Raw genomic sequence first — 23,348 nt, 5'->3', positions numbered from 1 at the left:
GAATGTCCTTCTTGGAGAATTTGGAAGAGAACATCAGAGCGAAATGGAAATTTGAAACCGAGATGCCGATACAGACAAAGATGATACCGGAAATGCTGGATGGCAAGGATATCGTGGCGGAGTCACCGACAGGATCCGGGAAGACGCTGGCGTATGTACTTCCGATCTTGCAAATGGTCGATGGCGCTAAAAAGCAGACACAGGCTTTGATCATGACACCATCCCAGGAACTGTCCATGCAGATTGTTAACATCATCCGGGAATGGGTGGAAGGGACGGACATCACGGTTACGCAATTGATCGGTGGAGCGAATATGCAGCGCCAAATCGAGCGTTTGAAAAAGAAGCCGACCATCGTCGTCGGGACTCCGGGGCGGCTGGCTGAACTGGCCAGAGCGAATCGGCTGAAGATGTACGATATCCGGCAGATCATCCTCGATGAAGCCGATCAGCTATTATCCCGCGATCACCGCGTTATCGTGAAAGGGCTTATTGAAGCTGCCCATCCGGATAGACAAGTCATTGCGGTTTCCGCGACCATCACGGACGAAATCGAAATCGTGGCAAAGCGGTTGATGAAAGAACCGATCCGTCTTCAGGTGACCGCGGATGAAATGCCGAAGCAGGGAAAAGTGGTCCACTCCTACGTGAAGACCGATGCGCGGGAAAAAACGGATCTGCTGCGGGGATTGTCCCATTTGAAAGGAATCCGGGCCCTCGCCTTCATGAATAATGTGGACCAGCTCCATATGAAAGAGATGAAGCTGCGGCATAATGAGGCGCCGATCGGGGTCTTATATTCGGATATGAAGAAAATGGATCGCCAGAAGACGCTGGAAAGTTTCCGTAAAGGGGAATTCCGGGTCTTGATTGCAACCGACCTAGGTGCCCGTGGTCTGGATATCGAGGGGCTGACCCATGTCATCCATGTCGATGTCCCCCACACGATCGAGCAGTATTTGCATCGTTCCGGTAGGACGGGACGTGCAGGGAGTGACGGGGAAGTATTGACCCTCCTGTCCTACGCAGAAGAGCGCGATTACCGCAAGTTGACGAAAGGGATGAAACCCATCCAGAAAACATGGTACAAAGGCCAGCTGCTGGAAGGCAATTCGAAAACCGTGCAGAAGAACAAAGGGAAATAAAAAAGGCTGTTCCTATGCCGAATTCGATTCGGGCGACAGGAACAGCCTTTTCATTATACGTTGCGGGGCAACTTAAATGGATGCCGTTTCATCATCCAAAGCAGTCAAAATGATCGGTTTGTCTTTTGTGACGATGATCGTGTGTTCGATTTGCGCGACGTGGGAATTATCCGGTGTCACGAATGTCCATCCATCCCCCAACTCGATAATATGCTCGGCCTTTTCGGAAATGAACGGCTCGACAGCAAGGACCATTCCCTCTTTCAGCAAGGTTTTATCCCAAGCGTCATAATAATTCAGGATATGCTGCGGTTCTTCATGCAACGAGGTTCCGATCCCATGCCCCGTCAAGTTTTTAATGACAGATAAACCATGGTCTTTCGCTTCCCGTTCCACAGCCTTGCCGATCTGATTGAGGCGGGAGCCGGCTTTCACCTTGGTCATCGCTCGGTCGAAGGCGCTTTTTGCGACATCGCAAAGTTTCTGTTTCTTCTCATCCGGCGTGCCGACGACGAATGAAATGCCGGTATCCGCGAAATAGCCGCCATATGAACCGGACACATCGATATTGACCAAATCGCCGTCTTGGATGACCCGTGAACCCGGAATGCCGTGTGCTACTTCATTATTGACACTTATGCATGTATAGCCCGGAAAATCATATTGATCGATGGGAGCTGAAATGGCACCTTTTTCTTTGAAGAGACGGCCGCCGAGCTCATCGATTTCTTTTGTCGTGACGCCGGGAACAGTCGCTTGCTTCATCTCTTCCCGGATTTCTGCCACTATTCGTCCTATTTTTTTTAGCGCTTCGATTTCTTTTTCATTCTTTACAATCATCCTGAACAATCCTTTCTTCCGTTCATTCTTTACCATCCCATACTATAACATATTCCAGGAATCCAAAAGACGGCAAACTTATGAAACCGGGGATAGACTTTTCTGGTTTGAGATAAGAGAAAAAACGCGTAACCGCTGCGTTGCGGTCCGCGTTTTATCTTTTAGGAAACGATGTGCCGTATTTTTTTCTTTCCGACATCATTTTGCGGATGATGGGGTAAAGGACAGGCGCCCATTTGATTGCTGTTTTTATTAGTCTTTTCATTGTTCCACCGCCTTCTTCCTTGTACACTATTGTTTGTATTTTCCCCTGCACTTCTGAAAGTAAACCTTATTTGAGCACTTTGACGCCTTGGATAATATTCCAGATTACGATGACGAGGAAAAGTATACCGTAGACGGCGACAAACAGGAATGGGGTAATTTGCCAAAATCCAAAACTTCCCATGCTTCCATTCATTGGTTCATAAAAGGAGAACATGGAAAATGAAAAGAGGACGAAGCCTGCCACCAGCAATACGGTGGGAACGAGATGGGAAACGAGTGAGCGCTTGGCATGCTGTTTCACGTCCCAATCTTCGGAAATGAAGTAGACAATCAATGGAAAGAGCAGGGGCGAGAAAAATATACTAAAATAACACAAGGCCGATAATAATTTTTGATTGGTCATAAGCTTCCCTCCGTCTTGCTTTTACTATACAAGGATTTTCCAGTAGATGAAATCATCTTGCTTACTTCCTCTGAATACTATACACTTGAAAGGACAATTGCATGGAAAACCACAAGGGGTGCCGATCGGCTGAGATTGGGCATAGAGTTGTCCTGACCCTTTGAACCTGTAAGATCATTCTTACGTAGGGATGTGGATGGAAACTGGCATAATCAGATGTCCCGTTCATCCGGGATGTCTTTTTTATTTCATGGCTAGTCGCATTTTTTCAATCTCACATCCTCCTACCATTTTCAAGGAAGGGGGAATTCATTTGTCTAGGAAACGTCTTCAATTTTTATTGGAAGTTGCAATTTTAGGTGCTATCTCTTTCGTGTTGGACCAAATCGGATTTTCCTTGCCGCAGGGAGGTTCAATCACTCTGTCGATGTTGCCGATCGTAGTGATGGCCTTTCGCTGGGGACTCGCCGGCGGCATGTTGACCGGTTTTTTAAGCGGATTGATCCAAATGATCTCGGCAGGCAAGGTGTATCATCCCGTACAAGCAGCGCTGGATTATTTCGTTGCCTATGCGCTCGTCGGGCTCGCGGCGGTGACGCTCGTATGGCTGCTTCGCGGAAAAGCGGAAGGGAAGAAAGGGAAGATGGTAGCGGCGATTGTCGTGGGGACTGTAATCGGAGGGCTATTCCGCTATCTGATCCATTTCATCGGCGGAATGGTGTTTTTTGGCCAATATGCCGGGGATCAGCCGGTTTGGCTGTACTCGCTTTTATACAACGGGGCGTACATGGTACCATCCATCATCTTATCAGCAATTGTCGCTTCGCTTTTATTCACCTCGGCACCACGCCTTTTGCAACGTGCATAAAAAAATCGCCGCTTTCTTCTGAACTGGAAGAGACGGCGATTTTTCATTTCACTATGCTTTCTGGGCTATGGCTCGGTAATTCCTGTCCATTTCGATTTTTCTGCACCATCAGGATTCCGACTGCCATTGCCGCTATCAGAAACAGGGCCGCGGCTGAAACGAATAGTTCATCTGTTCCGTTTATCACAATGATTCCGATAAAAGTCCAGATGTTCACTAAATTCAAAGCCACATCTTTATGATGGTAGAGGAAGTGGAAAGCGAATGCTGCGGCAATCGTCAAATAAATGACAGTCCATAGCGGATCGCTCAGCCCCCAGCCGGACCATTCCCGGTAAGTCAGTACGTAACTGAAATTCATAATAGTCGAGATGAATGTCCAACCAACATAGATGGAAATCGGAACCCTGCCCCAAACCGAATTCTCTTTTGGAGGATAGGTGAAATAGAGGGCAAGCAGAAGACCGAGAGTGATCACTTTGGCGAAAAGCATCGGAGTGTAATAACTGTAATGCCATAATAAAATCCAAGCGATATTGAACAGGCAACCCAACGTAAAAAGAGCTGCACGAAGTCGTGAAATGGATCGGGAAGGGCTCGGTTTCTTATAAAAGCCATATATCCAAAAACCCAATAAAGCATAAATGAGTATCCAAATGGTAAAAACATAGCCTGCAGGTGTAAAAAGTATGGGTAACCTATATGCAATTTCCCATGTCGTCCTGCCGTTTAAAGGCAAAAAATTAGCGACCGAATAAACAGCCACCATACAGACGAGGGAAAAGGTCATCATCATTTTCGTCATCGTCTATTCCTCCTACTGTACAGTATACATTCCAAACAGGTAGGCGGAACATCAAAAGTATGAAGTTTCCGTCACAAATGCAATATTTCTCATATGGAAAATTCATGATATAATAAATGTAACTTACATTCGGTGTTTTCTACCGTAAAGTGGAAATTGAAAACGATTTCTTCAGTGATGCGGGTTTTTTATCGGAGCACTGGAGATAAACAGGATACAAACGTAAAAATTAAGGCTAGTAGCGGCATACTAATGTCAAACACGCCAAATTCCGGGTGTATCTTCGCAAAAGGGTGGATGTCATTGATATTGCTTGAAGGGCGATCTTGTTATTTACGAATATTGACTGAAGAGGACGCTGTCATTTTTACGGCGTTGCTCAGTGCGAACCGGGAGTATTGGTCGGTGTTTGAACCGCGCCATGAGGACAGTTACTTCACAGTATCGGTCCAGCGGGAAAAAATAAGAGAAGCGCTATATCAAATGAGGAACAGACGGGAATACAACTTCGGTATCTTTGATGCTGAAACGAGCAGATTGATCGGCCATATTTCCTTATATAGCATTAAAAGGCTTCCGTTTTCCAGTGGATTTGTCGGATATTCAATAGATAAGGCGGAAACCGGCCGAGGATTAGGGACAGAAGCGCTCGATCTCGTGACAAAATTTGCATTTGAGAAGTTGGCGCTGCATCGGATTGAGGCATTTGTGTCCCCGCGGAACTCGGGATCCGTCAAAGTGTTGGAGAAGTCGGGCTACACGCGGGAAGGGCTGTTGCGCAAACTGCTCTACATCAACGGCGTATGGGAAGATCATTATATGTATGCAATGGTGGAAGACGATTATTGAAAGGGCAAGGCCCCATTCCGAAGATGGGTGACAAAGATGAGAAGCCACTTCCTGTGAAAGGAAGTGGCTTCTGTTATTGTTTCGTAGATTCCATATTTCCCGGGAAATCGGGAAATTTGTCAGTTCCCGATCAATTCTCGGTTACGGATTGATAGCCCTCGACAATAACATCCAGCTGGCCGGTGTCAGGATGGACGACTAAGCCGTGGATCGGCACATTTGTATCCATCAGGGGATGATTCCGTATTGCTTCCACACTTTTTTTCACGCTTTCTGTCACGTCGCTGAATCCATGCAGCCAACTCTTCATATCCACTCCCGAATATTTTAGGGTATGGAAGACTTCCGGATCAATGCCGCGGTTTGTCATATTTTTGGTGATGCGGTCTGTGTCGATTGAACTCATCCCACAGTCATGATGTCCTATAACATACACTTCGTCGGCCTGGAGTTCATAGATCGCGACCAGGATGCTTCTCATAATCCCACCGAATGGATGGTTTACGACGGCACCGGCACTTTTGATGATTTTTGCATCGCCGTTCTTCAAGTTCATCGCCTTCGGCAATAGCTCGGTAAGACGGGTATCCATACAAGTTAAAATAACGATTCGCTTATCTGGAAATTTCGTCGTTGCATACTGCTCATATTTCTTTTCATTTACGAATGATGCATTAAAGTCCAAGATTTCATTTAAAAGTGCCATTTTTCTACACCTACCCCGTTTGGATTTGCTGTCCCTTCAACCATATGGCTTTAGCATGGGACAGGGCGCCCGTAATTAGGACATCATACTATCTAATAAAACAAAAGAGTTGCTGAAAGGCAACTCTTTTATAGTTTAGTATCCGGTTTTGGATCGATTCTTTCTGCGTCCGAAGAATCAAGAGCTTTCGATAGATAATGCATTGTGAATATCGCAGCCAAACCAAGTACGACCGAATAACCGATAACTGTTGTATACATGAGACCCATGTGAAAAGACTCCTCTCTACAATATAATTATTCGCCACTGCTCTCATTATACAGTAAAGTCCCAGTCTTTTTAAGGTCTTTTTAAAATGTTTTCAGCAATTGTGACGTATTTTAGAAAGCCCAATTTCCGCTGCGGAATATGGGTTCTACCGTTCCATCCTGGCGAATGCCGTCAATATCCATCTGATCGGACCCAATCATGAAATCGACGTGGGTGATGCTTTGGTTTAGCCCTTTTTCTTCCAATTGCTCGCGGGACATCGTTTTGCCGCCTTCGAGACAGAACGCATAGGCGCTGCCGATTGCCAAATGATTGGAAGCATTTTCATCGAATAATGTGTTAAAGAAAAGCAATCCGGATTCTGAAATCGGTGAGTGGTGAGGGACCAGTGCGACTTCGCCAAGATATTTCGCCCCTTCGTCCGTATCTACCAGACGCTTCAGGACCTCTTCCCCTTGTTCGGCAGCTACTTCTGTAATCCGGCCGTCTTGAAAGGTGATCTTGAAGTTGTCGATGATATTCCCGCCATAGCTGAGCGGCTTCGTACTGGAGACGAACCCGTCGACTCCTGTTTTCAACGGAACAGTGAAGACTTCCTCGGTCGGCATATTTGCCATGAATGGCTGATCTTGTTCATTGATGCTGCCGGCACCGCACCATAAATGGCCTTCGGGCAACTCGATTGTCAAATCGGTACCCGGAGCCCGGTAATGAAGTTTCCTATATCGTTTTTCATTCAAATAATCGACTTTGGTATGCAAGGTCTTGTCATGCTCGATCCAAGCCTGTACGGGATTCTCCTGATCTGCTCGTACTGATTTGAAAATGGCTTCCCATAGGGCCGGAACCCGGTCGTCTTCCGGAAGATCGGAAAACACTTTGTCCGCCCAGGCTTTGGATGGAGCGGCGATGACGGTCCAACTGAATTTGTCGGCTTGCATCAGTTGTCTGAATCGGTCCAAAGCTTGTCCTGCTGCTTTTTGCGATTCGGCAATGCGGGCAGGATCGATTCCTTTTAGCAAATCAGGGCTTTGGGATGTGATGCTCATGAAAGCGGCCCCTTTTTCCGCAAGTTGCTCCCGCTCCTGCACTTTCCAAGCGGGAAATTCCGAAAAGGACTCCGCAGGGGCTTTTTCGAACCGGATCCGGGACACGATATCATCGACCCAGTCGACAAATACTTGGCGTGCTCCCGCCGCATAGGCTTTCTCGACGATGAGCCGGACAAATTCGACGGTTTCTGTAGAAGCATTGATGAGCAAATACTGATTTGGCTGGATATTGACACCTACTTTGACCGCTAACTCCGCATAACGTTCCAACCGGTTTTCAAATGTTGTCATAGTGAAATTGCTCCTCTCTTCATACGTAAAATGGCCTACATGCCTTTGAAATTCCTGTCATCAAAGAAATATTAAGAACTTGTGACAGGAGATAAAATTATTATACAACTCTTATGGAAGCATATCTAAAGATAGGTCTAAAAATGCCGAAGTAATAAGAAGAATGGATTACTTGGAGGGGCTATCATGGATTTATCAACAATATTGGGGCTTGTTCTTGGGTTTGTCGCCCTCTTCGTCGGTATGGCAATGAAAGGTGTCACGCCGGACAACCTGTTGAATGTAGCGGCCATTCTGATTATCCTCGTCGGGACTGTAGCGGCAGTGGTCATTGCTTTCCCGATGAGTGAATTGAAGAACGTGCCGAAACTTTTCGGGAAAATTTTCAAAGAACAGAAGCTTACTTCTGATGCAGATATCATACGGATGTTTTCCGGTTGGGCGGATATTGCACGTCGTGAAGGATTGCTGGCGCTTGAAGCGAAAACGGACGAAATCGATGATCCGTTTTTGAAAAATGGTCTTGGCTTGGCAATCGACGGACAAAATGCGGATTATATCCGGGACGTGCTTACGGAGGAAGTGGACGCGATGGAAGAGCGCCATGCAGCGGGGGCCCTCATCTTTTCCCAAGCGGGGACATACGCACCGACACTTGGGGTGCTCGGAGCGGTTGTCGGCTTGATCGCGGCGCTCAAGAACTTGGATGATATTGCCGCCCTTGGTTTAGCTATCTCTGCCGCCTTCATCGCCACTTTGCTCGGGATTTTCACCGGATACGTCCTTTGGCATCCCTTTGCCAATAAGTTGAAGCGGAAATCCAAGGAAGAGGCACGGCAACGGCATATGATGATCGAAGGGATCCTCTCCGTCCTGGAAGGGGAAGCACCACGGGTCATCGAGCAAAAACTAGCTTCCTATCTATCTGTCCAAGAGCGTAAGAAACTGGCGAACGCAAATTCCAGCGAGAAAGGGGCTGGCCAGTTTGTCGAAGAGACGTAAGAAGAAATCACATGATGAGCATGGCGTGGATGAGTCCTGGCTCCTGCCTTATTCGGACCTATTGACGCTACTACTTGCATTGTTCATCGTTTTATTCGCTTCCAGTTCCATCGATGAAGCGAAGTTCACTCAAATGACGACAGTCTTCAACGAGATTTTCGACGGGGGCAAAGGTGTGATGGAGCAAGCGGCACCGACGACTGTTCCTGTGCCGAAAGATTCCGTCGATGTCAACGAAGAGAACAACTCCTATTTGGAAGATCAACGGTCGCTGGGGGAAATCCAAGATCGTTTGGATAATTATATCGCGGTACATGAATTGGAAAACCAGTTTGAAACGAAGCTGACGGATGAAGGTCTGCTCGTCACCATCCGGGACAGCATCCTTTTTAGCCCTGGGAAAGCTGATCTCAAGCCGGAGTATAGGGGATTGGCGGATGATATCGCGGAATTGCTCGTATTCGATAGGCCACGGCAAATTGTCATAACAGGGCATACAGACAATTTGCCGATGAACAACGCGGAATTCTCGTCGAACTGGGAACTGAGCGTCATGCGGGCGGTCAATTTCCTGAAAATCTTGATGGAGTCGGATAAAATCGATCCGCTTTTACTCAGCGCGAAGGGCTATGGGGAGTATCATCCGATCGCTCCTAACGACACTGCGGAAGGACGCAGTAAAAACCGCCGTGTCGAAGTTTTGATCCAGCCCCTTGTATTGGAAGATGGTTCGGTAGCCGACTAGATAATAGAAAAAGAGTGCAAGGCCTACAATCGGCTTTGCACTCTTTTTTCATTTTCGCAGCGAACCGAGTTCAGCGGCGATGGCCTGCATTTCATTCGGCGTGATATTGTTCCGTTTCATGACCAGTTGATACATATCGTGCAGGTCTTCGTACTGTGACGTGCTGAAGTTTTCCGCTCTCATTGCATCCACATTCACCATGCGGAGTTTCTCTTTGATCTGCTCTATCATGAAGGTCACATTTTCTGGTGAAGGTTTTGATAAATCCATCTGCCCTAGCCACCTTTCTTTTGCTTCCATCCAAGTATTCCATTAATCAATTAACGTGTCAATCAGCCTAGCCAAAACCTCTTATTTTGCGACTTCTTTCTCCTCTTTGATTTTCGCTTGGAATCGTTTTGTTTCCAATACAATGATTCCAGACAGACCAAGGAGTCCGATCAAGTTCGGGATGGCCATGAGACCGTTCAGGACGTCCGCCAAGGCCCATACGACGCCCAACTTGGCTGTAGCGCCTACAAAGATGAAGAGGACGAAAATGACGCGGTACGTAAAGACGGCTTTCGGATTCGGGAAGAGGTATTGGAAGCATTTCTCACCGTAATAACTCCATCCCAATATAGTGGAAGTCGCGAAGAATATGAGACCGATTGATACGACAATCGGACCGGCGCTTCCGAGGAACGCGCCAAACGCTTCAGCCGTCAAGAAGTCGGCTTCGATCCCTTGACCGTCCCATTTACCAGACATGACGATCGTCAAGCCGGTAATCGTACAAATAACGAGAGTGTCAAACAGAACTTGGGTCATGGAAATCAATGCTTGGCGTCCCGGCATATCCGTACGTGCTGCCGCTGCGGCGATCGGTGCCGAACCTAAACCTGCTTCATTTGAGAATAATCCGCGTGCTACACCAAATCGAATGACCGCACCGATTGCTCCCCCTGCAACCGCTTGCCCGGTGAAGGCATCTTTGAAAATTAACGCAAACGCATCAGGCACGAGGTTGAAGTTGGTGATAACAATGATTGCTCCTGCGATAAAATAGAAAAGTGCCATTATCGGCACGAAAAATGCCGTAACTCGTCCGATGGATTTGATGCCACCCAAAATAACTAGCGCACCGAAAATGACGAGTCCGACACCTGTCGCCCAGTGCGGAACATTGAATGTGCCGCTCATCGCGTCGGCAACCGCTTTGGATTGCGTTCCATTTCCGATTCCGAATGCTGCAAATGCGCCAAAGATGGCAAAGAGGATTCCCAGCCATTTTTGTTTCAATCCATGCTCCAGATAATACATCGGCCCGCCGGCCATTTGACCATTCGCATCTTTCACTCGGTATTTGACGGCTAGGATTGCCTCGCCATACTTGGTCGCCATGCCGAAAAATCCGGCCATCCACATCCAGAAGATGGCTCCAGGTCCCCCGGTCGCCACCGCACCGGCAACCCCTACGATATTCCCGACTCCCACTGTGGCGGCCATCGCCGTCATCAATGCCTGGAACTGGGAAATGTCTCCGTCGGCCTGCTTGTCATGCTTTCTTGAAAACACTTGTTTTAAGGAATAAGGCAATAACCGTACTTGAATAAAGGCCAGTCTCGCAGTTAAAAAAATACCGGTTCCGACCAACAGAATGAGCAAGGGTGGTCCCCAGATAATTCCTCCTATTTTATCCAAAAATTCTTGTATTGCATCCATCACATAGTCCCCCTTATTTTTTCCACTACGTATATTCCCCGATTATCTTGTGAACTTTATTCTTCCTCACATCCCTCTCCAAAATTTTATTGATTTATTGTTAATGTTAATATTCCGAAAGTAGGGGCTGTTCGTCAAGACATTTTTTGTGGTTCGTGCAATATTGTTTGTTTTGAGGGGCTGTCGGGTATAATGGAATATGCGAAATAATTGGAACTGGAGGGTTTTCAATGGGCAATGGAAAGTTTGGCAAATTTATTATTTTTGGTGCTCTTGCAGGTGCAGTCATCAGTTTATTTGACCGGAGCACGAGGGAACAAGTGACGAGAAAATCTAAGAACTTACTATCTGATGTCAGCCATTATAGGAAGAATCCAGATGAGTTGAAACAGATGGTCATGGAGAAAAAAGACAAGATCCAATTGGTTTATAATCAACTTTCAGGAGACGCCAATTATTTGAAATCACAAGTCGAAGAGTTGAAGACGCTTACGCCACAAGTGAAGGAATTGGTCGTGGACACGAAAGAGGCATTCGTCGAGGCGAAAGATGAATATAAATCCATTGTACAAGAGGAAGCCGGACTAACCGATCCGTCTGTAAAAAAGTGAGTCGCATGGAAAGGGGTGACGGAAATGTGATGGGACATAAGCGTACCCTTGAACGCAACAAACGGAAGAAAAAAAGGGAAAGAAACCCGAAGAAATCTGGTGTCATGGGATTTGTTGAGGATATCAAAGATGGCGACTTGGAGAAATTCGACGTCACGACATCCCAAGGGTTCTTTAAAGAATTGATAGTGCGGATCAAGAAAGTCGATGTGACAGGGCTTGCCTCCCAGCTCGCCTTCTTTTTCCTGTTGTCACTTTTCCCTCTATTAATCTTTTTAATGACCTTGCTGCCGTTCCTGAATTTGGATCAAGGCGAAGTCTTCCTGTTCATCCGGGAATATGCGCCGGAGAGCGTTGCCCAACTCATCGAAAAAACATTAGGGGAAGTCTTGGCAAATCGCCATGGAGGGTTGCTGTCAATCGGGGCGCTTGCCACCATTTGGTCGGCTTCCAAGGGGATGAACGCCTTGACGAAAGCGCTGAATCGGTCGTATTTCGCCGCGGAGACGAGATCCTTTTTAGTGGCACGCGCCATGTCCGTCGTTTTTACAATAGCTTTGATTGTTGTTTTGGTCATAGCATTGGTTCTTCCGGTTTTCGGACAGCAGATTGGGACTCTCGCATTTTCCTATTTCGGTCTGGAAGAAGGATTTTTGAAGTTATGGGGAAGTATTAGATGGATTGTACCGCCGATTCTCATTTTCCTCATTTTTGCAGCCATTTATTGGGTTGTTCCGAACTTGAAAATCCGGTTGAAAAGTGTTGTGCCCGGCGCAATTTTTTCCACAGTCGGATGGATTGTGACGTCGCTCGCTTTTTCCTTCTATGTGGGGAACTACGGAAACTACTCGAATACGTACGGAAGTATCGGAGCGATTATCGTGCTCATGATGTGGATGTATTTTTCCGCCATCATCCTTATGCTGGGCGGGCAACTCAACGCGGTTATGACAGAGCGGAAGCAAGCTCAATTGGCCAAAGAAAAAAGCAATGCCATCACAGGATGAGAGCATTGCTTTTTTCTTTGGCTTCTTTATTTCATTCCACCCGATTCAGCATTCGCAGACCGTTCAAAATGACGAGGATGGTGCTGCCTTCATGTCCGATGACACCGAGTGGCAAATCGACCACTTGCATGAAATTGGAGATGATCAATACGATAATCACTGCAATGGAGAAAAAGACGTTCTGTTTTACAATCCTCTGCATTTTTCGGGATAGTTTAGCGGCATAGGAGATCCGGGTCAAATCATTCTGCATAAGGACCACGTCAGCGGTCTCCAAGGCGACATCTGTTCCTTCCCCCATCGCGATACCCGAAGTTGCGGTTGCTAAAGCGGGGGCATCGTTAATGCCGTCGCCGACCATGCCGACATATTTATGTTCCGCCAGCAATTCCTTCAATTTCTCGACCTTCATTTCGGGCAAACATTCCGCGACGAAGGATTCGATGCCGGCTTCTCTCGCAATCGCTGCTGCCGTCTTCTCATTATCCCCGGTCAGCATGATTGTATGAATCCCCGCATTTTTTAAATGCTGGATCGCTTCCACCGCTTCTTTGCGCAACGTGTCTTTGAAAGCCGCGGCTGCCATGATCCCTTGTTCATCTTTCAGGAAAATGACCGTTTTCCCTTCATTCAATAAATCGGTTGCGGCTCCTTGGCGGAACGCATACGCCAAATCTGGGCCGATGAACCTCGGATTTCCGACCCGCAGCTCCCGGTCATCCATATATGCTTTGATTCCGTGGCCCGGCACATCCTCCATCCGGATATGCCGTTCATAATCAACCCCTTGCATAGTGGCGTACTTCGTTATGGCCAAGGCGAGCGGGTGATTCGACTGGGATTCGATGCTGGCAAAGATGGACAATGCTTCTTTTTCTTCCATTCCTTCACGAACAAGGAAATCCGTTACGACAGGTGTCCCGTTCGTCAATGTCCCTGTTTTGTCAAAGGCGATTGCGTTCAGGGTACCTAAATGTTCCAAATGGACCCCCCCTTTAAAGAGGACTCCGCGTTTCGCCCCATTCGACACGGCAGCCAATGTTGCCGGCATGATGGAAGCGACTAATGCGCAAGGGGAAGCAACGACAAGAAGCACGATCGCGCGGTAAATGGTCGTCGTCCAATCCCATCCGAAGAGAAAATGGGGAAGGAACATCATGACAAAAACGGCGATCAATACAACCTTTACATACGTGCCTTCAAAACGTTCGATGAATTGCTGCGATGGTGATTTTTCACTTTGGGCGCTCTGAACCATATTGATGATTTTCTGGAAGAGTGTTTCCGAACTCGGTTTTGTCATTTCCATCCGGATGGCGCCGCTTAGATTGACGGTCCCTGCGAAAAGTTCGTCCCCGCTTTGTTTTTCCACAGGGATGGACTCCCCATTGATGGCGGACATGTCGATGGAGGTCAATCCGCTTAGAATTTTCCCGTCCACCGGAATCCGTTCCCCGGGTCGCACAGCCAATATGGAACCGAGTGACAGGGAAGAGGTCGGGACCTTCACTTCGCTTCCGTCCTCCTGAACAAGCCAAGCTTCCTCAGGCTGCAACTCCATCAGTGCGGAAATTTCCTTATGGCTTTTATTCAAAGTGTAAGTTTCCAAAGCGCCGCTCAATGCGAAAATGAAGATCAGGATGGCCCCTTCCGCCCAATAGCCGATGATGGCAGAGCCGATCGCCGCAAAAACCATTAACATTTCCACATTCAACTCTTTGTTCTTGACCGTTTCTTCGATGCCTTCCTTCGCCTTGGCAAATCCGCCAATCAAAAACGCGATGATATACAAAGCGACAGAGCCGCTTTCAACTCCGTTTTTTCCGATCATCCAGGCTAGAACGATTAATACCCCAGAAATGATAGCGGCAATCAACTCGATATGGGCACTCCAGTTGATCGGTTCCGCCTTCTCCTGGCGTTCAGCAAAGTTTATCATTTGATCCCTCCTAATTGAGAATGAGATTCACTTTCATATACCATAATAAAGATAAAAAATAGGATACAAAGCAGTTATCATGGAGTAAGAATAATGAATATAAGATTAGAATTATTATTAACTGAATTATAGCATGCTCAAAAAGGGAAGAGTACTATTATGCTTCCCGTTTGGCAAACTATTTACGCCTTAATTTAGATAGAGTTAGATTGAGGAGGGAATCATGGAAAAGTTCAAAACTGTGGAGGAGATTACCCTGCTTTTCCTTGCAGGGTGTGCCAGTTTCTGTGGAGGGTGTGTCAGTTTCGTCAGGGTGTGCGAGTTTTCTTGCAGGGTATGCCAGTTCGGTCCCCGGGTGTGCGAGTTTCTGTTGAGGGTGTGTCAGTTTCGTCGGGGTATGCGAGTTTCCTTGCAGGGTGTGCGAGTTTCTGTGGAGGGTGTGCCAGTTTCATCGGGGTGTGCGAGTTTCCTTGCGGGGTGTGGCAGTTCGGTCCCCGGGTGTGCGAGTTTCTTCCGAGGGTGTGCCAGCTCAGCCCCCAAGGTGTGCCAGTTCAATGCCAAGGAGCACAAGTTCACCCAAGCCGGATTCAAATGAAAAACCCTTTAATGGAAATTTCCATTAAAGGGTCTATAGAGGTTAGCTGAATACTTTCTCTTTATATTGTGCGAGTTTTTCAAGCGAGGTTTTATCCACGTCTGCGTGGAGGCTGTTGCCGTGTGAATCCATTGTGACGACCGCTGTGAAGCCTTCCACTCGCAAGTGCCACATCGCTTCCGGGATGCCGAATTGGAGAAGGTCGACGCCTTCGACTTCTTTGATGCAGTCCGCATAATATTGCGCTGCGCCTCCGATGGCATTCAAGTAGACGCCGCCGTGCTCTTGCAGTGCTGCGAGGGTTTTCGGTCCCATGCCGCCTTTTCCGATGACCGCGCGGATTCCGAATTTCTTCATGATGTCGCCTTGGTACGGTTCCTCCCGGATGGAAGTCGTCGGGCCGGCAGCTTTGATTTCGTAGCTGCCGTCTTCGTTTTTCAAGACAACCGGGCCGCAGTGGTAAATGATTTGACCGTCCAGGTCCACAGGTGCATCGTTTTCGGAGAGATGCTTATGGATGGCGTCGCGGCCCGTATAGATGCGGCCGCTGATTTTTACGACATCTCCCACTTTCAAGTCGCGGATTTGCGCTTCCGTAATCGGCGCTGTCAATTCGACAGTGCGGGAGGATTGGCTTGCCGGAGCGGGTGCCGCTTCTTGGTCGAACGCGATTTTCTCTCCGTCATCGTAATGCCATCTTGTGATTCCGCCTGTTTGGGCGTCAATGTCGACGGCCATACGGCGGTAAGCCCAGCAGTTATAGGCGACCGAGACGTAGAAACTTGCTGGAATCCGGTGCATGACGCCGATTTTACAACCGAGCAGTGTCGCTTCACCGCCGAATCCCATTGTTCCGATGCCAAGCGTGTTCGCTGTGTGTAAAATATAGTCTTCCAATTTCGCAAGCTGTTCATTCGGATTCACATCGTCCACTTCACGGAATAGTTGTTCCTTTGCTAGATCGTATCCGGAAGAACGGTCTCCGCCGATTCCGACTCCGATAAAGCCTGCAGAGCAGCCTTGTCCTTGAGCCTGGTATACGGAGTGCAGGATGCATTTGCGGATGCCGTCCAAGTCGCGGCCTGCACGGCCCAAGCCTTCCAATTCCGTCGGCAAGCTGTATTGGATGTTTTTATTTTCACAGCCGCCGCCTTTCAGGATGAGTTTCACTTCAATATGATCTTCTTCCCATTGTTCGAACTTGAAGACCGGTAGTCCGATTCCGAGATTGTCTCCGCTGTTGTCGCCGGTTAAGGAATCGACGGAGTTCGGGCGGAGTTTCCCGTCCTTGGTCGCTTGGACAATGGCGCGTTTGATCGCCGCCTTGATTTCAAGTTGATTGACGCCGATCGGGGTTCTGATTTTAAATGTTGGCAAACCGGTATCCTGGCAGATCGGTGATAGTTTTTCATCCGCCATATTGATATTCTTCGCAATCGTATCCAAGCTCATTGCAGCCCGCGTGCCCGCGTCTTCCTGCTCTTTGGCAGCACGAATTTTCCGTCTGACATCTTTTGGTAGGTTCGTTGACGTTTCGCAAATGAGGTCATACATGCTTTTTTCGATTGTTTCTATGTACATCTCTATTTCCCCCTGTGAATTCACTTATCTGTTTTGATTTTTTCCATCTTCTCTTCGAGATCATCAATCATCCCGATCAACCGGTCGATTTCATCCAAGTCGGTCGTTTCGGGTTCGATTTGATCGAGCGTGATGAGGAATTGTTGAAGCCTGCTTTTTACTTCCTCAATCTGATTGTTCGTTGGTGGGTTGGCCATCCTAACACCTCTTTTCATCGTCTTCATGGTATACGAAAAAGGTTCTTTTTTCAATGGACTCCAATAGAACTTTCGAATCAATTGAAAATTCAACTTAACAGAATGTTTACAAAATAAAAATAATGTGGTACGATACAAACAATCCACTAGAAAAGGAGGGCAAGAGTAGAGACGAATCGAATCCTGATGAAAAAGGAGGGGATCCGTAAACGTCTGAAGTAGAAGTGCTTCAAGACAACTACGAACAATGCCGATGAAACTGAATAGTGAAGTTAATAAAACGTGAAGACCCGGCCAATCTGAGCACAGATATGGACCGGGTCTTTTTTACTTGGGAAATTATAAAATCTAGACATTTGGATAACCTTCCAATCAGGAGTGTTCACGGCCAGACTCCGGGCGCCAGCCCCTCGAGTCGCTTCGGTCTTCCAAAAAGGCAAAAATCGCCTTTTCGGCATGCCCTCCGACGTACAGGACGTCCTAGTGCCGACGTTGCCGCAGGACGCGGCGGTTTTAGTCGGCCAGTGCTTGTCGGGGCTGAGCAGGCGCCCTGCGCTTTTGTTTACTTCCTAAGTTCGTATGTTTCCACCACTTCAATGGAATCAATGACGGATTGGACCATTGAACAGTTTTTCTTCGTCAAGTCCATTGCTCTCGGCAGTTTGGCCTCATTGATTTCCGCTCCGCTGATGATGAAGTGAATATGGACTTTTTCCAGTCTGTCTGCGATGTCTTTATTGCGGATGACTTCTTTCACTTCAATTGTAATGTGCTCAGCAGGCATCCGCATTTTCTCCAACACTTTCCGCAGAACCCCTCCGCTGCAGACGGCGAGCGAGGAAACTAATAATTGATAAGGTCTGAATCCGTATTCCTCATTGCCCGATATTGTCAGCTTTCCAAATGATGTTGATGTTTCGAACGCATTTTCAGTCATTTCGAATTTCATCATCCACCACCTCCTCTGCTGAATTATACCTTACCCGGCTAGAAGAGTGAAAACGTTGGATTCGGTCTCACCAAAAATACGTATTCACATTTTCATACTCCAGCACAAGATCATCCAAAGAACGGAACGTATAGCCCGCTTTTTGTGCATCTTGGATGAAAGAGGGAAGGGCTTGCTCGTTGTCGGGGGAAACGGTGTGCATTAAAATGACAGCGCCGGGATGGAGTTGTTTCATCAATTCATTGTACGCATAGTCTCGGCCTCTTGGCTTATCGGCATGCCAATCGATAAAAGCGACAGACCAGAAAATATGACGGTAACCGAGCTCGTTCCCTTTCGCTAACAGCTTTTCATTGAAAATCCCTTCAGGCGGCCGCGCGTAGACTGTCCGCTTCACTCCGGTTAATTCGCGGAGCAGATCATCGAATTTCGTCCACTCTTCCTCCATCCGCTTCTCTGACAAATTGGCCATGTTCGGGTGGTCGTATGAATGATTCCCGATGCCATGTCCTTCGGCGACCATTCTTTTCACGAGGGGGGTGGCGCTTTTTAAATAATGCCCTGTCAGGAAGAAGGTTGCCGGGACTCCCTCTTTCTTCAACGTATCGAGAATGCTTTCCGTGTAGCCGTTTTCGTAGCCGTTATCAAACGTCAAATAGGCAATTTTCTCTTCGGGTTTGCCTTTATAGATAGCCCCATGCTTATCCAAGAGCGCATCCAGCGTGGCACCCGCATTCGGCGGAATGCCGTCGGTGGCTTTTTTGAATCCCCAGTGAAATTCTTCCGCTCTAGCTGAGAATGGGTTCAGAAGTAGACCGCTCAATGCGATGACGACAGCCAAAAGGATACCTAGTCCGTGGCTTTTCAACATAAAAAAACGCACCCTTCCTTTTTTTACGTCTAGCTCCGGGTGCCGGAGATTCGAACAGCGGGGCGTTCGATAATTAAGGCACCCGGGGCTTTTGTCGGTAGGATGTGCATTTGCATTGCATATATACATTATTTTTGCATAATACTTTGGAGGGCGCTTGCAAGCGTCGGGAATTTGAACGTAAAACTGTTTTGTCGGAGGACTTCGGGTAGGACATGCTGCCCTTCCAAGACGAGGGCGCTTTTCTTTCCAAGCGCCAATTTCATGGCAAATGAAGGGACCGGCAGCCAATGGGGACGTTTCAATGTTTCGCCGATCGTTCTGCCGAAATCATCCATCCGTTCGGGATTCGGGGAAGTGATATTGACGGGTCCCCGGATCTCCTCATGGGTAATGGCGAAAACAATTGAACGAGCGACATCCGTTACATGAATCCAGGAAAGCCACTGTTTACCTGATCCGACCCTGCCGCCTGCAAACAGCCGATAAGGCAGGACCATCAGTGGCAGAGCCCCTTCGTCTTTTCCTAAGACGACACCAAATCTTGTAAACACCGCCCGAACTCCGATCTCTTCCACACTTGCCGCTTTCTTCTCCCAATCCATCACAGTCCGCCCGAGGAAGTCATAGGCTACTTCGTCGGATTGTTCCGTGTAGACGGCGGTTTCCGAAGCTGGATAAATCCCGATAGCGCTTGCATTGACTAAGACGGTTGGCCTTTTTGGCAAAGCGTGGATGATCCGCAGCAGTTCATCGGTTGCGGTCATCCTGCTGTCATAGATCCTTTTCTGATGCTCTTGTGTCCAACGTCCTCCATTGATGGAAACGCCGGCGAGATTGATGAAGGCATCGGCCATACCTATCTTCTTTTCCGGAAAAGCTTCGCCGTGCAGCCACTCGACGTATGAGAGCCTCCCATCCGACGACCGCGCTCGTCTCGTCAAAATGATCACTTCATGGCCCTCCTGTAATAAAAGCCGGGTCACTTCCGATCCGATGAATCCCGAACCGCCTGCGATAACGATTTTCATTTCCTTCCCTCCAATTCCCTAGTAGAGTGAATGATAGTGATAGAACATGTATACTAATAGAAAGTGGGGAGGTCTTGATCCATGCCTGTTATTACGAAAATAACACAACAGAAGAAAGATGGCGAGCGTTACAATATTTTCCTCGATGAGAAATATGCTTTCAGTGTACATGAAACCGTTCTTGTGAAATTCGGCTTAACGAAGGGCATGTCCCTCGAAGATTGGTCCATCGATGATATGATGTACGAAGATGAGATCCGGAAAGCTTTCAACAGGGCACTGCACTTTCTCGGCTTCCGGATGCGCAGCGAACACGAAGTGAAGACGAAGCTGTTGGATGCCGGCTACGGTGAGGCGGTCGTGATGGAAGCGATCGTGAAGTTGAAAAACCTTGGCTTCCTGAATGACGAATCTTTCTCGGAAGCGTTATTGCAGACGCAAGTGAAAACTTCGAATAAGGGTCCACGGGCTATCCGACAAGAGCTGCAAAAGAAAGGGATCAAAAAAGAATTGCAGGAAAAGGTGCTGGATGGTTATTCCGAGGAAGAACAGATCCAAATCGCGACGAAGCTGGCGACAAAGGCGGCGGAAGCGAACCGTTCCATCACCCCTTCCCAACTGAAGCAAAAAATCCAAAACGCTTTGCTCCGCAAAGGGTATGCATTTGATATTATTAAGCAAGCGCTAGCCCAAGTCGATTTTGAGAGGGAAGAGGATGAGTGGGAGACGATCCTGGAATCGGTCGGCGAGAAGGCGTGGCGTAGGCATAGTTCAAAATATGACGGTAGGGAGCGGCGGAACCGAGTGAAGCAGACCATGTATCAAAAAGGAATTCCGCTCGAACTGATAGATCGATTCATTGAGAAGAAGGAGCTTGAGGAAGATGGAGAACAATAAAAACTATAGTGAAATGACCGAGCATGAATTGCGGAGGGAAATTGCCAACTTACGCGAGAAGGCAAGGAAAGCCGAGCAATTGGGGATGATCAACGAGTTCGCCGTCCACCAACGGAAAGTGGTGATGGCCCAATCATATCTAGTCGACCTCGAAACGATTGTACCGGGAGAGATTTATCGGATTGAAGGGGATGAAGGGATTTATTTCCATGTCGATTATTTGAAAGGCCGCTTCGCTTGGGGCTACCGGTTAGGAAGCGAGCAAGCTGTCGAGGCATTGCCTGTCGCGATGTTAAAATCCGTGAAGGATGGGAAATGACGGCGGCTTTAGTCTTGAAAACAAAGAAAAGGGGCTGTCCAGAAAGTGGATTTTCCGGTTAAACACGCAAAAAGCAAGGGCTCTGGTCGCTTTCCGCGGGCCAGCCGACGAGCCTCCTCCGGCTTACAGCCGTGCGGGGTCTCGTCGGCCGGCTTTCCCGCAGGAGTCTCCCGGCGCCCTTGCTTTTTGCTAGTATCCAACTCTGTGCCTGGACTTTTCGGACAGCCCCTTTTCAGGAGTTGGGAACAAATTTCAGTTTCTTCATCAACTTGTCCTCGGAGAAAATCCAACCCGTATAGGAATTGACGATATTTAGGTCTTCGTCTATATGCACTACCGCGACGAATGGGTAGTAGCCTTTGCTCCGGTAGCGCAGATCGATGAGGCGCACTTCGCATAAGTCCCCGACGTTTGCGATCGACCATCGATAAATGGAGGAGAAAGATACGAAAGCCTTGATGTTTTCATCTTTCATCGCGGCTTCAATTTGCGGTGATTCGGGCATCGGGGTCCTTTCGAACCGATCGTATATCGTAACCGAGCGCCCGTAAGCGCGTCCCACATAATGGTGGGTTTCCGAAGAAGCTGCGACCCGCCATTGAAAGAACCGGATCGTCGGCGCAATGATCACTTCCGTTGCGTCGGGCACTGTATGCAGCACGGCTTGCTTCACAGCGGACTTCGTTGCGAACCGCAGGAGATAGTATAGAAAGACGACAGCATACAGTGTCAATATGGTAGCGACCGGGTCGGCTCCAAGCCACCATGTCACCAAGGCGACGGCATGCAGCCCGAAAATGACGGGATCGAACGTGTTGATCACTCCGATGGCGACCCACATTTGGGAAAACGGACGCAGCGCTTGCGTTCCGTAGGAGTTGAAAATGTCGACGAAGACATGCAGGAAGACAGCAAGGAACGTCCATGCCCATAAATGGATGAAGACCGCATCCGGAATCAGTAATGATAACAGGATGGAAATGACGAGCGGCCAAAGAAGCACTGCGGGAATCGAGTGGGTGATGCCACGGTGATGGCGTATATAAACTGCGTTATTTCGCAGCTTTAATATTGTATCGATATCGGGTATCAATGAGCCGATCAGGACACCTGCAGCAACCGCACTCCATGTTGACGTATCTGCTGCCACGACCGGGTCGGCAAGGGCGAGTCCGCCTAACGCCACCCCCATGACAACATGCGTTCCAGTGTCCAAAACAATCACTCCTTTCGCTTGCAGTCAGGACAAGCGTGGAATCGATAATCTTAGTATGTCACTTATAGCAATTATATACTTGAATACCCGGTAACGGTCAACGTTAAGCATTGTCGGCAAGGAGGAAATTATGCAAGTTATTGAACAAAAGGACATATTTCGACAATCTCTTTTATCATGGTACCATCATGAAAAAAGGGAGATGCCTTGGAGGAAAACAAAAAATCCTTATTACATATGGGTTTCCGAAGTGATGCTGCAGCAAACACGGGTGGAAACGGTCATCCCTTATTATGAACGATTCATCCAAGCGTATCCTACGATGGAAGAACTGGCAAATGCGGATGAAGAGGAACTGTTGAAAATGTGGGAAGGGCTCGGCTATTACTCGCGTGCCCGCAACCTTCAAACAGGAGTGAGAGAGGTTCTGGAGAAATATGGAGGAGAAGTGCCGGCAACCCGCAAAGAGATCTCCACTTTAAAGGGAGTGGGCCCATATACCGCGGGTGCCGTATTGAGCATCGCCTATGGAGTTCCTGAACATGCGGTCGACGGAAACGTCATGCGCGTCCTCTCCCGTATTTTATTGATAGAAGACGATATCGCCTTGCCGAGAACGAGGAAAGTGTTTGAAGGAGTCGTCATGGATTTAATCGATCAAGAAGACCCTTCTTCCTTCAATCAAGCGCTTATGGAATTGGGAGCAACGATTTGCATACCGAGGCCAAGATGCCTCCTTTGCCCAGTGCGCGATTTCTGCGCGGCATTCCAAGAAGGCCGGCAGGAAGAGCTCCCGGTCAAATCGAAAAAAACGAAGACGAAGATCACCTCCCTCTCTGCATTCGCTTTACAAAATGAAACTGGCGAGTGGCTGTTGCGCAAGCGCCCTGAAAAAGGATTGCTCGCGAATATGTGGGAATTCCCCATGATCGAGAACAAGGATGGACTGAGACCGGCCCAATTACTGCAAAAGTCGATGAACGTGGAGGCAGATGAATTGAAGGGGCTGCTTTCATTCAAGCACGTCTTTTCCCATATCACATGGGAGGTCGAGAGTTATCAGGGAAGGATGCGCCTTAGCGGATCGCTTCCCGAAGGCTATGAGTTCTTCTCCGCTGAAGAAGTACAGCAATTGCCGAAAGCAAAGCCGGTCATTAAAATGTGGGATGCCATTCAACATAGATAATT

Annotated in this window: 25 protein-coding genes and 1 riboswitch; of the genes, 10 read left to right on the top strand and 15 right to left on the bottom strand. The window is 48.0% G+C overall.

The genetic code is table 11. The features are described 5' to 3' along the window. Positions 1 to 2 precede the first annotated feature (2 nt). A complete protein-coding gene (locus OXB_RS01545) occupies positions 3 to 1,145 on the top strand; it encodes a DEAD/DEAH box helicase (protein ID WP_041071287.1) in 1,143 nt (380 codons plus the stop codon). Positions 1,146 to 1,217: 72 nt separating this feature from the next. Here the strand turns inward: OXB_RS01545 and map are convergent, their stop codons facing one another. After that, positions 1,218 to 1,985: a type I methionyl aminopeptidase gene (map, locus tag OXB_RS01540; protein ID WP_041076111.1), complete on the bottom strand. Its 768-nt coding sequence runs from the start codon at positions 1,983 to 1,985 to the stop codon at positions 1,218 to 1,220. Positions 1,986 to 2,316: 331 nt separating this feature from the next. Beyond that, positions 2,317 to 2,655, bottom strand: a complete 339-nt coding sequence (locus OXB_RS01535; protein ID WP_041071284.1) for a DUF4870 domain-containing protein — start codon at positions 2,653 to 2,655, stop codon at positions 2,317 to 2,319. 104 nt (positions 2,656 to 2,759) lie between these two features. Continuing rightward, positions 2,760 to 2,863, top strand: a riboswitch (TPP riboswitch). 105 nt (positions 2,864 to 2,968) lie between these two features. Here OXB_RS01535 and thiT point away from each other — a divergent pair. Continuing rightward, positions 2,969 to 3,523, top strand: coding sequence for an energy-coupled thiamine transporter ThiT (gene thiT / locus OXB_RS01530; RefSeq protein ID WP_041071281.1), 555 nt, complete (start codon positions 2,969 to 2,971; stop codon positions 3,521 to 3,523). Between the two features lie 43 nt (positions 3,524 to 3,566). Here the strand turns inward: thiT and OXB_RS01525 are convergent, their stop codons facing one another. Beyond that, positions 3,567 to 4,328, bottom strand: coding sequence for a tryptophan-rich sensory protein (locus tag OXB_RS01525; RefSeq protein WP_052483817.1), 762 nt, complete (start codon positions 4,326 to 4,328; stop codon positions 3,567 to 3,569). A gap of 303 nt (positions 4,329 to 4,631) precedes the next feature. Here OXB_RS01525 and OXB_RS01520 point away from each other — a divergent pair, with 303 nt between their 5' ends. Further along, positions 4,632 to 5,177 (top strand): GNAT family N-acetyltransferase, encoded by a 546-nt coding sequence (locus OXB_RS01520; RefSeq protein ID WP_231860338.1) that lies wholly within the window; start codon positions 4,632 to 4,634, stop codon positions 5,175 to 5,177. A gap of 130 nt (positions 5,178 to 5,307) precedes the next feature. Here the strand turns inward: OXB_RS01520 and OXB_RS01515 are convergent, their stop codons facing one another. The 3 genes from OXB_RS01515 to OXB_RS01510 form a co-directional block, all read right to left on the bottom strand. After that, entirely contained in the window at positions 5,308 to 5,883 is a 576-nt protein-coding gene (locus tag OXB_RS01515) for a beta-class carbonic anhydrase (RefSeq protein ID WP_041071275.1), read from the bottom strand. Positions 5,884 to 6,011: 128 nt separating this feature from the next. After that, positions 6,012 to 6,152: a hypothetical protein gene (locus OXB_RS19025; protein ID WP_173425984.1), complete on the bottom strand. Its 141-nt coding sequence runs from the start codon at positions 6,150 to 6,152 to the stop codon at positions 6,012 to 6,014. 111 nt (positions 6,153 to 6,263) lie between these two features. Continuing rightward, positions 6,264 to 7,496, bottom strand: a complete 1,233-nt coding sequence (locus OXB_RS01510; RefSeq protein ID WP_041071272.1) for an aminopeptidase — start codon at positions 7,494 to 7,496, stop codon at positions 6,264 to 6,266. Positions 7,497 to 7,682: 186 nt separating this feature from the next. On the opposite strand from OXB_RS01510, the gene motA reads away from it, so the two are divergent. Continuing rightward, the gene (motA, locus tag OXB_RS01505; protein ID WP_041071269.1) at positions 7,683 to 8,498 is read left to right on the top strand and encodes a flagellar motor stator protein MotA; all 816 of its coding nucleotides are present in this window, start codon (positions 7,683 to 7,685) and stop codon (positions 8,496 to 8,498) included. After that, the gene (gene motB, locus OXB_RS01500; protein WP_041071266.1) at positions 8,482 to 9,243 is read left to right on the top strand and encodes a flagellar motor protein MotB; all 762 of its coding nucleotides are present in this window, start codon (positions 8,482 to 8,484) and stop codon (positions 9,241 to 9,243) included. Before motA ends, motB begins: the two co-directional genes overlap by 17 nt. 48 nt (positions 9,244 to 9,291) lie before the next feature. On the opposite strand, the gene OXB_RS01495 is transcribed toward motB, so the two are convergent. Next, positions 9,292 to 9,513: a DUF1128 domain-containing protein gene (locus OXB_RS01495; protein WP_041071263.1), complete on the bottom strand. Its 222-nt coding sequence runs from the start codon at positions 9,511 to 9,513 to the stop codon at positions 9,292 to 9,294. Positions 9,514 to 9,594: 81 nt separating this feature from the next. Continuing rightward, a complete protein-coding gene (locus tag OXB_RS01490) occupies positions 9,595 to 10,947 on the bottom strand; it encodes an alanine/glycine:cation symporter family protein (RefSeq protein ID WP_041071260.1) in 1,353 nt (450 codons plus the stop codon). A gap of 230 nt (positions 10,948 to 11,177) precedes the next feature. Between OXB_RS01490 and OXB_RS01485 the strand changes: the two genes are divergently transcribed. Together OXB_RS01485 and OXB_RS01480 are read left to right on the top strand one after the other, a co-directional pair. Further along, positions 11,178 to 11,558 carry a hypothetical protein gene (locus OXB_RS01485; protein WP_041071257.1) on the top strand — a complete coding sequence of 127 codons (381 nt, stop codon included), beginning with the start codon at positions 11,178 to 11,180 and terminating at the stop codon, positions 11,556 to 11,558. Between the two features lie 29 nt (positions 11,559 to 11,587). Then, positions 11,588 to 12,565, top strand: coding sequence for a YihY/virulence factor BrkB family protein (locus OXB_RS01480; RefSeq protein ID WP_084212539.1), 978 nt, complete (start codon positions 11,588 to 11,590; stop codon positions 12,563 to 12,565). A gap of 31 nt (positions 12,566 to 12,596) precedes the next feature. Here the strand turns inward: OXB_RS01480 and OXB_RS01475 are convergent, their stop codons facing one another. From OXB_RS01475 to OXB_RS01450, 6 genes are all read right to left on the bottom strand, one after another. Further along, positions 12,597 to 14,504: a heavy metal translocating P-type ATPase gene (locus tag OXB_RS01475; protein WP_144399630.1), complete on the bottom strand. Its 1,908-nt coding sequence runs from the start codon at positions 14,502 to 14,504 to the stop codon at positions 12,597 to 12,599. Positions 14,505 to 15,141: 637 nt separating this feature from the next. Then, positions 15,142 to 16,680 carry a fumarate hydratase gene (locus OXB_RS01465; protein ID WP_041071248.1) on the bottom strand — a complete coding sequence of 513 codons (1,539 nt, stop codon included), beginning with the start codon at positions 16,678 to 16,680 and terminating at the stop codon, positions 15,142 to 15,144. Positions 16,681 to 16,700: 20 nt separating this feature from the next. Then, the gene (locus tag OXB_RS19020; protein WP_173425983.1) at positions 16,701 to 16,877 is read right to left on the bottom strand and encodes an SE1561 family protein; all 177 of its coding nucleotides are present in this window, start codon (positions 16,875 to 16,877) and stop codon (positions 16,701 to 16,703) included. A 562-nt stretch (positions 16,878 to 17,439) separates the two neighbouring features. Further along, positions 17,440 to 17,826, bottom strand: coding sequence for an OsmC family protein (locus tag OXB_RS01460; protein ID WP_041076104.1), 387 nt, complete (start codon positions 17,824 to 17,826; stop codon positions 17,440 to 17,442). 67 nt (positions 17,827 to 17,893) lie between these two features. After that, a complete protein-coding gene (locus tag OXB_RS01455; protein ID WP_041071245.1) occupies positions 17,894 to 18,697 on the bottom strand; it encodes a polysaccharide deacetylase family protein in 804 nt (267 codons plus the stop codon). 128 nt (positions 18,698 to 18,825) lie between these two features. Continuing rightward, positions 18,826 to 19,728 carry a TIGR01777 family oxidoreductase gene (locus tag OXB_RS01450; RefSeq protein WP_041071242.1) on the bottom strand — a complete coding sequence of 301 codons (903 nt, stop codon included), beginning with the start codon at positions 19,726 to 19,728 and terminating at the stop codon, positions 18,826 to 18,828. A gap of 81 nt (positions 19,729 to 19,809) precedes the next feature. Between OXB_RS01450 and recX the strand changes: the two genes are divergently transcribed. Beyond that, positions 19,810 to 20,625 carry a recombination regulator RecX gene (gene recX / locus OXB_RS01445; protein ID WP_041071240.1) on the top strand — a complete coding sequence of 272 codons (816 nt, stop codon included), beginning with the start codon at positions 19,810 to 19,812 and terminating at the stop codon, positions 20,623 to 20,625. Then, entirely contained in the window at positions 20,612 to 20,944 is a 333-nt protein-coding gene (locus OXB_RS01440; RefSeq protein ID WP_041071238.1) for a YfhH family protein, read from the top strand. Before recX ends, OXB_RS01440 begins: the two co-directional genes overlap by 14 nt. Positions 20,945 to 21,176: 232 nt before the next feature. Here the strand turns inward: OXB_RS01440 and OXB_RS01430 are convergent, their stop codons facing one another. Further along, positions 21,177 to 22,160 (bottom strand): metal-dependent hydrolase, encoded by a 984-nt coding sequence (locus tag OXB_RS01430; RefSeq protein ID WP_041071234.1) that lies wholly within the window; start codon positions 22,158 to 22,160, stop codon positions 21,177 to 21,179. 130 nt (positions 22,161 to 22,290) lie between these two features. Here OXB_RS01430 and mutY point away from each other — a divergent pair, with 130 nt between their 5' ends. Beyond that, on the top strand, positions 22,291 to 23,346 hold the full coding sequence (mutY, locus tag OXB_RS01425; RefSeq protein ID WP_084212359.1) for an A/G-specific adenine glycosylase: 1,056 nt from the start codon (positions 22,291 to 22,293) through the stop codon (positions 23,344 to 23,346). The last annotated feature ends 2 nt before the right edge of the window (positions 23,347 to 23,348 follow it).

Origin of the sequence: Bacillus sp. OxB-1 (assembly GCF_000829195.1) — a bacterium.
Classification (GTDB): Bacteria; Bacillota; Bacilli; order Bacillales_A; family Planococcaceae; genus Sporosarcina.
The sequence above is the reverse complement of the archived record's forward strand: the minus strand, read 5'-3'. Positions and strand labels throughout refer to the sequence as shown.

Bases quoted from the DNA above. Each gene is read 5' to 3' on its own strand.
- OXB_RS01545 (WP_041071287.1), top strand. From the start codon at position 3: ATGTCCTTCTTGGAGAATTTGGAAGAGAACATCAGAGCGAAATGGAAA.
- map (WP_041076111.1), bottom strand. From the start codon at position 1,985: ATGATTGTAAAGAATGAAAAAGAAATCGAAGCGCTAAAAAAAATAGGA.
- OXB_RS01535 (WP_041071284.1), bottom strand. From the start codon at position 2,655: ATGACCAATCAAAAATTATTATCGGCCTTGTGTTATTTTAGTATATTT.
- OXB_RS01525 (WP_052483817.1), bottom strand. From the start codon at position 4,328: ATGACGAAAATGATGATGACCTTTTCCCTCGTCTGTATGGTGGCTGTT.
- OXB_RS01515 (WP_041071275.1), bottom strand. From the start codon at position 5,883: ATGGCACTTTTAAATGAAATCTTGGACTTTAATGCATCATTCGTAAAT.
- OXB_RS19025 (WP_173425984.1), bottom strand. From the start codon at position 6,152: ATGGGTCTCATGTATACAACAGTTATCGGTTATTCGGTCGTACTTGGT.
- OXB_RS01510 (WP_041071272.1), bottom strand. From the start codon at position 7,496: ATGACAACATTTGAAAACCGGTTGGAACGTTATGCGGAGTTAGCGGTC.
- motA (WP_041071269.1), top strand. From the start codon at position 7,683: ATGGATTTATCAACAATATTGGGGCTTGTTCTTGGGTTTGTCGCCCTC.
- OXB_RS01495 (WP_041071263.1), bottom strand. From the start codon at position 9,513: ATGGATTTATCAAAACCTTCACCAGAAAATGTGACCTTCATGATAGAG.
- OXB_RS01490 (WP_041071260.1), bottom strand. From the start codon at position 10,947: ATGGATGCAATACAAGAATTTTTGGATAAAATAGGAGGAATTATCTGG.
- OXB_RS01485 (WP_041071257.1), top strand. From the start codon at position 11,178: ATGGGCAATGGAAAGTTTGGCAAATTTATTATTTTTGGTGCTCTTGCA.
- OXB_RS01480 (WP_084212539.1), top strand. From the start codon at position 11,588: ATGGGACATAAGCGTACCCTTGAACGCAACAAACGGAAGAAAAAAAGG.
- OXB_RS01475 (WP_144399630.1), bottom strand. From the start codon at position 14,504: ATGATAAACTTTGCTGAACGCCAGGAGAAGGCGGAACCGATCAACTGG.
- OXB_RS01465 (WP_041071248.1), bottom strand. From the start codon at position 16,680: ATGTACATAGAAACAATCGAAAAAAGCATGTATGACCTCATTTGCGAA.
- OXB_RS19020 (WP_173425983.1), bottom strand. From the start codon at position 16,877: ATGGCCAACCCACCAACGAACAATCAGATTGAGGAAGTAAAAAGCAGG.
- OXB_RS01460 (WP_041076104.1), bottom strand. From the start codon at position 17,826: ATGAAATTCGAAATGACTGAAAATGCGTTCGAAACATCAACATCATTT.
- OXB_RS01455 (WP_041071245.1), bottom strand. From the start codon at position 18,697: ATGTTGAAAAGCCACGGACTAGGTATCCTTTTGGCTGTCGTCATCGCA.
- OXB_RS01450 (WP_041071242.1), bottom strand. From the start codon at position 19,728: ATGAAAATCGTTATCGCAGGCGGTTCGGGATTCATCGGATCGGAAGTG.
- recX (WP_041071240.1), top strand. From the start codon at position 19,810: ATGCCTGTTATTACGAAAATAACACAACAGAAGAAAGATGGCGAGCGT.
- OXB_RS01440 (WP_041071238.1), top strand. From the start codon at position 20,612: ATGGAGAACAATAAAAACTATAGTGAAATGACCGAGCATGAATTGCGG.
- mutY (WP_084212359.1), top strand. From the start codon at position 22,291: ATGCAAGTTATTGAACAAAAGGACATATTTCGACAATCTCTTTTATCA.